This window comes from Novosphingobium sp. (assembly GCF_965228995.1).
Taxonomy (GTDB): Bacteria; Pseudomonadota; Alphaproteobacteria; order Sphingomonadales; family Sphingomonadaceae; genus Novosphingobium.
In genome coordinates, this window is record NZ_OZ245852.1 from 3,591,482 (window position 1) to 3,603,566 (window position 12,085).

Genomic DNA, 12,085 nt, shown 5'->3' on the forward strand with positions numbered 1-12,085 from the left:
TCATGTGCGCACGAGCTCCCTCAGGTCCATCGTCTCGCGCGAAAGATAGGGATTGCGCCGCGTGATGGCGAGGAGGAACCCGACGCCGAGCAGCAGCGCAATGGTCGAGGAACCGCCGTAACTGATGAGCGGCAGCGTCATGCCCTTTGAGGGGAAAAGCTGGAGGTTGACGAGGATGTTGATGAAGGCCTGCCCCGCCAGCTGCGCGGTGAGCCCGGCGGCGGCGAGCACGGTGAACAGGTCTTCCTCATCCGCCAGGCGCATCATTACGCGGATGACGATGGCGCAATAAAGCACCACGATCAGCGCGCAGGCAATCAGGCCGAACTCTTCGCCGATGACCGAGAAGATGTAGTCGGTATGCGCCTCGGGCAGCGCCATCTTGCGGCTGCCGAGCCAGAGCCCCGCCCCGCTCCAACCGCCGCTGACCAGCGTGCGCATGGCGAGGTCCACCTGATCGAACTCGCTGCCGCCCGAAAGGAACGCGTCGATGCGGTGCGTCGCGTTGGGGTAGAAGAAATAGGCCAGCAGGACCGAGACGACGGCGCCGCCGGCAGTCCAGCCGATCTTGGTGAGATCAAGTCCGGAAAGCAGCACGAGAACGAACCACACACCAGCGAACAGCACGGTGGAGCCGAAATCTGGCTGCGCCATCAGCAGCGCGGCAATCAGTATCATGAGGCCGATGGTGATCCCGATCACCGGAATATTGGGATCGCGCACACGCCACGAGAGGATCCACGCGACCGCAACGGCAAAGCCGGGCTTGAGAAATTCGGAAGGCTGCAGGCTGAAACCGATCCACAGCCAGCGCTTGGCGCCCTTCACTTCGCTGCCAAGGATCGGCACGAAGACGAGCGCAACCAGCATGGTCGCCGCCAGCAGAATGGCGAGGCGGCGGGTGGTTTCCTTGGGCAGGAGCGAGGCGACGAACATCGCGAAAAGCCCGACGGTGAGCCAGCGCAAGTGCAGCCAGAAGAAGTAGAGATCACCCAGCGTCTTGCCCGGTGTCGAGAGCCGGTGGGCGCTGGCCGGAGACGAGGCCGCGACCGCCACCGTGCCTACCGTGACAAGCATGAGCACGAGCGCGAGCAGCACGCGGTCGATCTCGCGCCACCAGATCACGAGCTCGCTGCGGCGCGTGCGGCGATAGCGATTGGTGCGCGGCGCGATCCGCACACCGCCGCCGGGCAGCGGGGTGGCGACCTGCCGGGTGGGCTGGTGCGCGTTCATGCCTGTGAACTCCCGGCGCCCTGTTCGGCGATCAGCGCGGTGACGATCTGGCGGAAGCTGTCACCCCGCGCCTCGAAATCGCGGAACTGGTCAAAGCTCGCGCAGGCCGGGGAGAGCATGATGACATCGCCGGGCTCAGCCGCGTCCATTGCCTGACGCACCGCGTCGCACAGCATTTCGCTGCGCTGGACCGGCATGACGGGCTCGAGGATATCGGCAAAGCGGGGGCCGGCCTCACCGATCGTGTAGGCCTGCACGACATGGCTGAAATAGGGGGCGCAGGCATCAAGGTCGTCGCCCTTGGGCAGGCCGCCGAGGATCCAGTGGACGCGCGGCCATGCGCCGAGCGCTGGCGCAGTGGAAGCGGGATTGGTCGCCTTGCTGTCGTTGATGAAGAGAATGCCGTTCGCCTCCGCCACGCGCTCCATGCGGTGGGGGAGGCCGACGAAGCTCCCAAGCGCGGCGCGCCAGACGGGTTCGCCAATGCCGAGGCGCTTGGCAATCGCAACCGCAATTGCTGCGTTCTGGAGATTGTGCGGACCTTGCAGCGAGGGCCACTCGGCCTGACCCGTCAGCGCGGAAGGATCGACCACTTCGATATCGCCTTCGGGGCGGTGCGCCGCGATCTCGGCAGCGATGCGCCGGGTATCGTCATCGCCGCAGCCGAACACCGCGAACTGGCCCGCCTGCTGCATCTGGAACAGCCGCGCCTTGGACGCGCCGTAGCCTTCATAGCCATCGTAGCGGTCAAGGTGATCGGGGCTGAGGTTGATGAAGGCGGCGAGATCGGCATGCAGGCTATACGTCAGGTCGATCTGGTAGCTCGACAGTTCGAGCACGTAGACCCCGCCTTCAGGCAGCGGCGGCTGGCCGAGGATGGGCAGGCCGATATTGCCGCCCATAACTGTCGGCATGCCCGCTTCCTTGACGATATGGTGGACGAGCGAAGTAGTGGTCGATTTGCCGTTGGTGCCGGTGATCGCGACGACCTTGTGCGGCGGCAGGCTGGCGCGGGCCTGCGCGAAAAGCTCGATATCGCCGATGATCGGAACACCGAAGCTGCGGGCATGGGCAGCGATGGGGTGACGATTCAGGGGTACGCCGGGGGAGACGACCATGCCGTCGAACCCGGTGAGATCGATCGCCAGCGGATCGGCGATAGTGGCGCGCCCTTCGACAGCGGCGCGCGCGTCCTCGCGACCGTCCCACGCGGTAACTTCGGCCCCGCTTGCCAGCAGCGTATCGACGCTCGCAAGCCCCGACCGCGCAAGGCCGAGGACTGCGTAGCGTTTGCCGGCAAAGGCGGGGGAGACGATCATGGGCTTTGCCACGGCACGCTTACCGTACCTTCAGCGTGGCGAGACCGAGCAGCGCGAGCACGATCGAGACGATCCAGAAGCGGATCACGACGGTCGATTCCTTCCAGCCCAATTGCTCGAAATGGTGGTGGATCGGCGCCATGCGGAACACGCGCTTGCCGGTTCGCTTGTAGACGAAGACCTGCACGATGACCGAAACCGCCTCCATCACGAAAAGGCCGCCGACGATCCCGAGCACGATCTCATGGTGGATCGAAACCGCGATGACGCCCAGCGTACCGCCGAGCGCGAGGCTGCCGGTATCACCCATGAACACCGCAGCGGGCGGCGCATTGAACCACAGGAAAGCAAGGCCCGCGCCCATCACCGCGCCGCAGAAGATCGAAAGCTCACCCGCGCGCGGCACGTGCTGGATGCCGAGGTAGTGCGCATAGTCGACGCGGCCCGCGAGATAGGCGATTATCGCGAAAGTGCCCGCCGCAATGATCACCGGCATCGTGGCCAGTCCGTCGAGCCCATCAGTCAGGTTCACCGCATTGCCCGCGCCGACGATGACGAAGGCGGCGAACAGGTAGTAGGTCGGACCCATCGGCACGTAGAGATTGCTGAACACGGGGAGGTAGAGGTTGGTGTCCGTCACCACGAGCGCGAGCGCGATGCCTGCGACGGCAAATTCGGCCAGCAGGCGAATGCGCGCGGAAAGCCCGGCATGGGCGTACTTGGTGACCTTGGCGTAGTCGTCAAGAAAGCCGATCAGCCCGAAGCCCAGCGTAACGACGAGGCAGGCCCACACGAACTTGCTGGTGAGGTCCATCCACAGCAGCAGCGAGATCGCGAGGCTGATCACGATCATCAGCCCGCCCATCGTCGGCGTGCCACGCTTGGCGAGGTGCGATTGCGGGCCATCGGCGCGGATCGGCTGGCCCTTGCCCTGGCGCACGCGCAGCATGTTGATGAAGCGCGGGCCGATGATGAGGCCGATGATCAGCGCGGTCATCAGTGCCGCGCCCGAACGGAACGACTGATAGCGGATCAGATTGGCGATGCCCTCGAAATGCAGCCAATGCGCCAGAACATAGAGCATTCAGTTTTCCCCGGCCGTCTTGGCCCCGCCCGTTTTGGCCTTTGCAGTGAGCGCGCGCACAAGTGTTGCGAGCCCGACCGAATTCGACCCCTTCACCAGAATGGCGTCGCCGCCCTGCGGTGCGTCCGCAGCCAGGCATTCCGCCGCTTCTGCAGCGCTTCCGGCATGGTCGAGTTCGATTCGCGCGGCAAGCGCGGGGTCTGCGTTTTTCCCCAGTGCCCTGCCCAGTTCGGCGACAAGAACGGCCATTTCGGGGCCAACCAGAATGATCCGTTCGACGCCCGCGGCGATCAGCGGCTGCGCAAGGCCGGCGTGGTAGTCGCCTGACGCATCACCCAGTTCCTTCATCGCGCCGAGCACGGCAATCCGGCGGCGCGCGGGCACTTCACCGAGCGAGGCAATGGTCGCGCGCATCGAGGCGGGGTTGGCGTTGTAGCTCTCGTCGATGAGCAGGGCCTTGCCCGAGCCATCGCCGCCCGGCGCAGGGATCACATGGCGCGCGCCGCGCCCGGCCAGCCCTTCCATCTCCGCCAGCGCAAGCCCCGCCGCACCGAGATCGCCCCCGGCGGCGGCAACCGCGGCCATGACAGCGAGCGAATTGTCCACCCAGTGGGCGCCCGGCTGGGCAATCGTGTAGCACAGCTTGCGCGCACCCAGCGGGCCGGAGAACGCAGCCGTCACGAGCGTGCCGCCTCCCGGCGCGGGCACCGCATCAAGCAGGCGCGCATCGGCATGCGCCCCGCGTCCGAAGCTGACGACTTCGCCTGCATGGCGCGCCGCGGCTTCCCGCAGCTGCGCAAAGTGCGGACTGTCTGCCGGGATGATCGCAGTGCCGCCAGCTTCGAGCCCTTCGAAGATTTCCGCCTTGGCCTCGGCTATGGCTTCCTCGCCCGAGAAGTGGCCGATATGCGCGGGCGCGATGGTGGTGACGATGGCCACGTGCGGGCGCACCAGCCGGGTCAGCGCCGCAAGCTCGCCAGCGTGGTTCATCCCCATCTCGAACACGCCGAAGCGGCTGCGCGCGGGCATCCGCGCGAGGCTGAGCGGCACGCCGACGTGGTTGTTGTAGCTCTTGACCGAGCGATGCGCACGGCCCCGGCTGCCGCGATCGAGCGCGGCAAACAGCGCTTCCTTGACGCCGGTCTTGCCCGCCGAGCCGGTCACACCGATGACCACCGCGTCCATCGCATCGACCCGCGCGCGGGCGGCGTGGCCGAGATCGACGAGCGCCTGCGTGGTGCTTTCGACCAGCACATGCGGATAGGGCACGGGGTATTCAACCAGCGCCGCGGCAGCCCCGCGCGCGAAAGCGCCTTCGAGGAAGCGGTGACCATCGCTTTCGGCGCCCTTGAGCGCGATGAACAAGTCGCCCGGCTGGACTTCGCGGCTATCGGTCGCGCAGCCCGAAACTTCAAACGTGCCGGAGGCATTGCCGCCGGTCGCCGCGGCGATTTCATCCGCCGTCCACAGCGCGAGGCCGATGGCATCGCTCGGCTCGGCCGGCCATTGCAGGAGGGCACTCATGGCATTCATTGGCTGCACTCCCGCGCCACTTGCACGTCATCGAAGGGAAGGACGCGTGATGCCTCGCCGCGTCCCACGATCTGGCCTTGCTCGTGGCCCTTGCCGGCCACAAGCACGATATCGCCTGCCCCCGCTGCGGCAATGGCGGCGGCGATGGCTTCGCGGCGGCCGGGCACCTCGCGGGCCCGCGCGTCGCAGCCGCCCATCACGGCGGCGCGGATCAGCGCGGGATCCTCGCCGCGCGGGTTATCGTCGGTGACGATGACCACGTCCGAACCGGCACAGGCGGCGCGGCCCATTTCGGGGCGCTTGCCTTCGTCGCGGTCCCCGCCCGCGCCGAACACGGTGATCAGCCGCCCCTGCTTGCCGACATGCGGGCGCAGCGCGGCAATGGCGGCGGTGATCGCATCGGGCGTGTGCGCGTAATCGACATAGACCGGCGCGCCTTGCCGCGTGATCGACGCGCGCTCGAGCCGCCCGCGCACCGGCTGAATGCGCGAAAGCGCGGCCAGCGTGGCCACCGGATCGCCGCCCGTCGCGATGACGAGCCCTGCCGAGACCAGCGCATTGGCCGCCTGATAGGCACCGATGAGCGGCAGATCGAGCTTGCGGGTGGTGCCCTCGAAAGCGAGCTCCAGCGTCTGGCCCAGCTGCGTGGGGGTGCGGGCAAGGAGCTTCAGCGTCTCGCCCTGTTCGCCCACCGTGATGAGCTTCAATCCGCGCGCCTTGGCCGCCGCAATCGCTTGCGCGGACCAGGCATCGTCCGCCCAGATCACGGCCGTGCCGTCTTCGGCTACGACATCTCCGAACAGGCGCATCTTGGCCGCGAAATAGGCATCCATCGTGCCGTGGTAATCGAGGTGATCGCGGCTGAGGTTGGTGAAGGCGCCGGCTGCGACCCGAGGGCCCTCATTGCGGAACTGGTCGAGCCCATGGCTCGAGGCTTCGTAGGCGACATGGCTCACCCCTTCGCGCGCGAGGCCGGCGAGATTGGCGAGGAACGTCACGATATCGGGCGTGGTGAGCCCGGTGGAAACGCTTTCGTCCGCCGTGGTCACGCCGAGCGTGCCGATCGAGGCGGCGCGGAATCCCGCCATGCGCCAGAGCTGGCGAGTCATCTCGACAGTCGAGGTCTTGCCATTGGTGCCAGTGACGGCGACGAGCGTTTCAGGGACCGGCGCGAAGAACGGCGCGGCAAGGCGCGCAAAGGCCCGGCGCGGCGCGGAATCGGCGATATGGACCGCGCCTTCCACCCGGGCTTCGGGCCGCGCGACAACGGCAATCGCGCCCGCCCTGACGGCGTCTGCAATGAAATCCTCACCATTCACCCGCGTGCCGACAAAGGCGCCAAACACCGTGCCCGGGGCGATTTTTCGGTGATCGATGGCAAATCCGGTGACGTTCGCCTGGCCTTGCACAGCAGTGCCCTCAGGCAGCGCGATACCCGCCGCAGCGGCAAGGGCCGCAAGGTTCATTCGCCTTCTCCGGAGCCGACCAGCGGGCTGAGGTCGGAAATGTCCACATCATGGTGTGCATCGGGCACCACGCCGAGCATCGGACCGATGCGCGGCACCAGCCGTCCGACGATGGGCGCGGCATTCCACGCCGCCGTGCGCTGGCCGCTGGTCTGCTGGGTGGCCTGGGGTTCGTCGAGCATCACGATCACCACATAGCGCGGCTTGTCCATCGGGAAAGCTGCCGCGAACGTGGCGATCAGCGAGGTCTTGCGATAGCCGCCCCCGCCCGGCTTTTCCGCCGAACCGGTCTTGCCACCAACGCGGAAGCCGGGCGCATCCGCCTTGCGGCCGGTGCCGTCGACCACGATCATGCGCAGCAGCTGGCGGATGCGCGCGCTGGTCGAGGCCTGGAACACGCGGCGACCCGGAGCCACGTGCGCCGGATCGACCTTGTAGAGCGTGGCCGGGCGCCAGATCCCGCCGTTGACAAGCGCGGCATAGGCTGCGGCAAGGTGCAACGGCGTGACCGCAATGCCGTGGCCGTAGCTTACGGTCATCGTCGTCAGCCGCGCCCAATCGCCCTTGCCGCCTTCGCCGCCGCCGCGGGGCCACAGCGGGAAACCGCGCGCGGGCAGTTCGATCGTCGGGCGCTCGTTCATGGCGAGCTGCTCCATCGTGCGCTTCAGCGCGACCGGACCAAGCTTGTCGGCAACATGCGCCAGAACGATGTTCGAAGAGTGGATCAGCGCTTCGGGCACATTGAGCGATGCGCCGAAGTTGTGGCTGTCGTGAATGGTGAAGCTGCCCATCTTGAACGGAACCGACGGATACCGCTCGGCCATGTCGGTCACGACGCCGGCATCGATGGCCGAGGCGATTGTGATCGGCTTGAAGGTGGAACCAAGCTCGTAAACCTGGTTCGACACGCGGTTGAACACGAGATCGTTGTAGGCAAGATCCGAACGATTGGGATTGAACGAGGGCAGCGAGGCAAGCGCAACCACTTCGCCGCTATCGGCATCGAGGATCACCCCGGCCGCACCCTTGGCGTTGGTTTCCAGCATGCCGCGGCCAAGCTCGTCTTCCAGCGCGCCTTGCGCCCGCGCATCGATCGAGAGCGCGGTGGGGGTGCCGCGATAGGCGGGATCGAGCAGGCGCGGCTCCAGCACCTGTTCCATGCCGACATGGCCCTTGCCGGCCTCATCGACATAGCCGAGCACATGGGCGGCGAGCGAGCCTTGCGGATAGAAGCGCTGCTCCTCACGCGGGAATTCAAGCGCGGGTTCGCCAAGCGCGAAGACTTTGTTGGCATCTTCCGGCAATACCCGGCGGCGCAAGTAGCAGGACTTGCCAGCCTTGAGCCGCGCGACGAGATCCGCGTAGTCGGCATCCGGAAAAATGCCGACAAGTGCGCGGGCGACTTCCTCGGGCGTCTTGACCAGCGGCGCGCCGCGCTCACCCAGCGCCTTGGGATTGAACCACAGCGAGTAGGAGGCAAAGGCGCGGGCCAGCGCCACGCCGTTGCGATCGGTGATTTCCCCGCGCGAAGGCAGCAGAGCTTCGGCCAGCGAGGTGCGCTCGGGCGTCTGCTCGAACAGGCCGAGCTGGGCGATGCGCACGCAGGCCGTCAGCGTCAGAAACACGAACAGCAGCATGATCCACAGCGCGCGCACGCGTGCGGTGACAAGCGCGTTCTGGCGCACGTTGGCGAGCTGGACCCGGCCGGTGGCGATGGCGGCAGAGGCGGTCAGCGAATTCACGGGGCGGACTTGCTCCCCCCATGCGCCGGCTTGGCAGGCTTCGCGGATTTGGCGGACTTTTCAGCCTTGGCCCCGGCGGACTTGCCGGGCTTTGCCTGCGTCTTGCCTGCCGCGAGCCTGGCGCCCTTGCCGGGATGCGCGGCATCGTCCCTGGCAGACTTGCCGGACTTGGCGAGGCCGGCCTTGCCGTCCTTGGCCTTGCCGGACTTGTCGGCCTTAGCCTTGCCAGCCTTGTCCTTGCCATCCTTCTTGAGCGGGGCAACCATTGCGAGGCGCGCGCCGAGGTTGGCCGTGGCGCTGGCACGATCGGCAGCATCGGCGGGCTTGGCGGCGGCCTTGTCGTCGTCATCCGCGGTGGTCACCGGCGCCGCGATATCGGCCGCACCGGCAATGTCGGAAATCACCGAGGGAAACGCCGCTTCAGCCGCGACGGCATCGTCCGCGCTCGCTACGCGGATCGGGGTCGGCGAATCGGGGCCGTCGGGCTTGGCGAAGGCGGCAAGCTGGCGTTCGTTCGAAAGGTACTGGCCCGCGGTGGGCGCAACATAGCCGAACTCGACATCGTTCCAGAGCTTGAGCTGCTGCTGGTTCGCGCGGGTCTCCACCTCGGTCTCGAGGTAGAGCTTCTCCTTGCGCAGCGCGACGATCTGCTGCTCGGTGCGGTGCACCTGGCTGCGCAGCGCGTTGACGCGGAAGGCGAGCACCATGACGATCGCAGCGCAGACGAGCAGCAGCGCGATCCAGCCGATCGAACGGAAGCGGTTGGCGCTGACCATCATGCTGCCAATGCTCCCCTTGCAGGCGCGGCGGTGCGCACGGCCCAGCGCAAGGTGGCAGAGCGCGCGCGGGGGTTGCGCGCCTGCTCTTCCGCGCCGGGGCGGATCGCGGCAGAGGGCTTTTCAAAGACAGGCGCAGCGGCGGGTGCGTTGATGGGGAGGTGGCGCGAACCCGCCGGCACCGCGCCCGCGCCTTCGCGCAGGAACTGCTTGACGATCCGGTCTTCAAGGCTGTGGAAGCTGACCACGGCGAGGCGGCCGCCGGGCGCCAGCACGCGTTCGGCAGCGGCAAGACCGGCGTGGAGTTCATCCAGTTCGCCGTTCACGTGAATGCGCACCGCCTGAAAGCTGCGCGTGGCAGGATCCTTGGGCGCGCCGGGCCGGTAGCCGAGCGCCTTGCGCACGACATTGGCAAACTGCCCGGTGCTCGTCAGCGGACGGGCTGCGACCACGGCGCGCGCGATGCGGCGCGACTGGCGCTCCTCGCCGTACTGATAGAGCACATCGGCAATCGCTTCCTCGCTCGCACCGTTGAGGAAATCGGCAGCACTTTCACCGGACTGCGACATGCGCATGTCGAGCGGGCCATCGCTCGAGAAAGCAAACCCGCGCGCGGCCTGATCGAGCTGCATCGAACTGACGCCGATATCGAACACCACGCCCTGCACCGATGCCACCCCCGCTTCGGCCAACCCTTCGGCAAGTTCCGAAAAGCGGCGCGGGTGGAGCACGAGCCGGGGCGGCATTTCTGAAACTTCCCCCCAGGCCCGCCCGGCCGCAATCGCATCGGGGTCGCGATCGAAGGCATGGACGGTGGCACCGGCACCGAGCAGGCGGCGGGTGTATCCGCCTGCGCCGAAGGTGGCGTCCACGATCATGCTGCCGACTGCGGGGTTCAGCGCGGCAATCACCTCATCGAGGAGCACGGGGATATGGGGCGCGCCGCTCATTTGCGGGCTGCCTTGGCCGAGAACTCGGCCATACGGGCGCGGCAGGCGGATTTGACCGAGTCCCACTCGGGGCCCATCGCAAACAGCGCATCGGGCGCCCAGATCGTGATCTGGTGCATGCCGCCGTGGAAATAGAGCGCATCGCCAATATCGGCCTGCTCGCCGAGATATTCGGGCAGCACGAAACGGCCGGAATCATCGAAGCTGATCCTGGCAAAGCCGGCGATCTGCGCGGCGCGGACGTCGATATCGAAAGGTTCGCCGCGCTCGATCGCGACGCGTTCCTCATGCGCGAGCATCTCGGCAAAGCTGTCCGCGCGGGATTCGCCAAAGCCGACGAGGCAGGGATGCTTGGCGTGCTTGTCGAGGCAGAGGATGCGGTTGCCGCGTGAAGCTTCCTTGACCGTCTGGCGGAAGTCCGCAGGGAGGACAAAACGGTTCTTCTCGCCGCGCGGCGAAAAGCCCTGCCCCCAATACTGCGACTGCGCCCCAGCCAAGTGCCGCTTCCCCGCAACGGACGAAAGCCTCCCAACCCGGCCGCGCACACCCGCGTGGCCGACTCATCCCCCGCGGATGCGTCATGGAGTCCGTCCTGATGGGGTATTGTCTTAACGCGGGAGGGTCCGGGCGAAAAGGGGAAAATGCGGGAAATTGCGTCCAGACGTTGATTCCAGTGGATGAATCTCTGCTCGGGGCAATCACATAGGCTTAGGCTGCATCGGAGCACCCCGGACGAAATCACGCATTTCCGCCAGATTCCGGGATTCGCCCACACCCTGCCCGGGGTGGCTCTGCTCGTTCCCGTGATTTCCCGCAGCCGTTTCCCGCGGCTTCCCGTGCTGCGCCAGTCAGCGCGCGAAGGCCCGCCGCAGCAGCAGGCGCAAGGCCCGCGCGCGCGTTGCCGAGTCAGGGCCGTCAGCGGAGTCGAACAGCGCCGCATCGGCCACGATCAGCGCGGAACCCTTGCCGATCCGGCAATCCGCGATGAGCCCGGCTTCCTCGATCCGGCATTCCTGCGGCGCTCCCGCGAGGGGGAGCAGTTCGCCCGGGGATTGGACGGGAAACGGCGTTCCCGCGCTTTCCCCGGCTTCGGCCTTCTCACGCAGCACAAGGCCCCAATGCGCGAGGATCGGGCCGAGCAGCACGGTCCCCGCCGGGCGACGCGGATCGCCCAGGGCAAAGCGGCTGTCGAACGTCAGCAAAGGATCCGCGAACAGCAGCAGGTGCCCGCCGCTCCGCACCCAGCCATCGAGCGCGACGTTTTCAGCTGGCTCCAGCGGACGCGGCTGCGCGATCAGCAGATCGGCGAGCGGCCCGGGCGCAAGCAGCGTATCGAGCGGGACGAGGCGCCGGCCTTCCTCCAGCACCGGACGCGCCCAGTGCGGCTTTGCTGGCGCGGCAAGCTGGGCGGAAACACCGTCCGCCTCGCTCCACAGGATCGGCAGGCTGGTGAAGAGGCCTAGCGGCGGCGGCGGAGACGGCTTGCTGCAGGCCGCCAGCGCGCCAATCGCCAGGATCAGAATCTTGCGAATAAAGCTCAGTTGCCGTTGGGACGCGGCGCCTGACGTGCAGGCTTGGCGCCGCCTGCGCCCCCGCCGTTAACCGGCAGTTCGGGCGCGACGCCCATATCGACCAGCGGATCATTGGCGGCGCTGGGGCTCGGGCTCGGGCTCGCGGCAGCGGCGGCGGGCGTGCCGGACGTGGTGCGTTCGACTTGCTTGGCGCGGTCCATGATCACGTTGGCGAGGCTGACGATCAGCAGCATGCCGGCAAGCCCGAACAGCCCGATCTGGAGCCGATGCACCGCCTGCGCGCGCAGTTCGCGCGGGCCAGGATAGGCGGGCTGCAGCGCGGCAAGGCGCGCGGTTTCCGCCGCGGATTCGCCAGCGGTCGGCACAGGTTCTGGCGCCGGGCTGCGATCAGGAATGAGGCCGAAGAATGCCATCCGCGCGTTTCTAGCCGCTTATGCCAGCGAGGGAAAG

11 protein-coding genes are annotated in these 12,085 nt (G+C 67.3%); all 11 read right to left on the bottom strand.

The genetic code is table 11. The features are described from left to right. The gene (locus ACO056_RS16460) at positions 1-1,233 is read right to left on the bottom strand and encodes an FtsW/RodA/SpoVE family cell cycle protein (RefSeq protein ID WP_421848667.1); all 1,233 of its coding nucleotides are present in this window, start codon (positions 1,231-1,233) and stop codon (positions 1-3) included. Beyond that, positions 1,230-2,552: a UDP-N-acetylmuramoyl-L-alanine--D-glutamate ligase gene (murD, locus tag ACO056_RS16465; RefSeq protein ID WP_421855551.1), complete on the bottom strand. Its 1,323-nt coding sequence runs from the start codon at positions 2,550-2,552 to the stop codon at positions 1,230-1,232. The genes ACO056_RS16460 and murD overlap by 4 nt, the downstream gene beginning before the upstream one ends. Before the next feature lie 19 nt (positions 2,553-2,571). Continuing rightward, positions 2,572-3,636 (bottom strand): phospho-N-acetylmuramoyl-pentapeptide-transferase, encoded by a 1,065-nt coding sequence (gene mraY, locus ACO056_RS16470; protein ID WP_421848669.1) that lies wholly within the window; start codon positions 3,634-3,636, stop codon positions 2,572-2,574. Continuing rightward, positions 3,637-5,169, bottom strand: coding sequence for a UDP-N-acetylmuramoyl-tripeptide--D-alanyl-D-alanine ligase (locus ACO056_RS16475; RefSeq protein ID WP_421848671.1), 1,533 nt, complete (start codon positions 5,167-5,169; stop codon positions 3,637-3,639). Next, positions 5,166-6,635 carry a UDP-N-acetylmuramoyl-L-alanyl-D-glutamate--2,6-diaminopimelate ligase gene (locus ACO056_RS16480; RefSeq protein ID WP_421848673.1) on the bottom strand — a complete coding sequence of 490 codons (1,470 nt, stop codon included), beginning with the start codon at positions 6,633-6,635 and terminating at the stop codon, positions 5,166-5,168. Before ACO056_RS16480 ends, ACO056_RS16475 begins: the two co-directional genes overlap by 4 nt. Next, a complete protein-coding gene (locus ACO056_RS16485) occupies positions 6,632-8,377 on the bottom strand; it encodes a peptidoglycan D,D-transpeptidase FtsI family protein (protein WP_421848675.1) in 1,746 nt (581 codons plus the stop codon). Before ACO056_RS16485 ends, ACO056_RS16480 begins: the two co-directional genes overlap by 4 nt. After that, the gene (locus tag ACO056_RS16490; RefSeq protein ID WP_421848677.1) at positions 8,374-9,156 is read right to left on the bottom strand and encodes a hypothetical protein; all 783 of its coding nucleotides are present in this window, start codon (positions 9,154-9,156) and stop codon (positions 8,374-8,376) included. The genes ACO056_RS16485 and ACO056_RS16490 overlap by 4 nt, the downstream gene beginning before the upstream one ends. Further along, a complete protein-coding gene (rsmH, locus tag ACO056_RS16495; RefSeq protein ID WP_421848679.1) occupies positions 9,153-10,103 on the bottom strand; it encodes a 16S rRNA (cytosine(1402)-N(4))-methyltransferase RsmH in 951 nt (316 codons plus the stop codon). The genes ACO056_RS16490 and rsmH overlap by 4 nt, the downstream gene beginning before the upstream one ends. After that, positions 10,100-10,600, bottom strand: a complete 501-nt coding sequence (locus ACO056_RS16500; protein WP_421848681.1) for a division/cell wall cluster transcriptional repressor MraZ — start codon at positions 10,598-10,600, stop codon at positions 10,100-10,102. The genes rsmH and ACO056_RS16500 overlap by 4 nt, the downstream gene beginning before the upstream one ends. 351 nt (positions 10,601-10,951) lie before the next feature. Beyond that, positions 10,952-11,470: a hypothetical protein gene (locus ACO056_RS16505; protein ID WP_421848683.1), complete on the bottom strand. Its 519-nt coding sequence runs from the start codon at positions 11,468-11,470 to the stop codon at positions 10,952-10,954. Between the two features lie 170 nt (positions 11,471-11,640). Continuing rightward, on the bottom strand, positions 11,641-12,048 hold the full coding sequence (locus ACO056_RS16510; protein WP_421848685.1) for a hypothetical protein: 408 nt from the start codon (positions 12,046-12,048) through the stop codon (positions 11,641-11,643). Between the last annotated feature and the right edge of the window lie 37 nt (positions 12,049-12,085).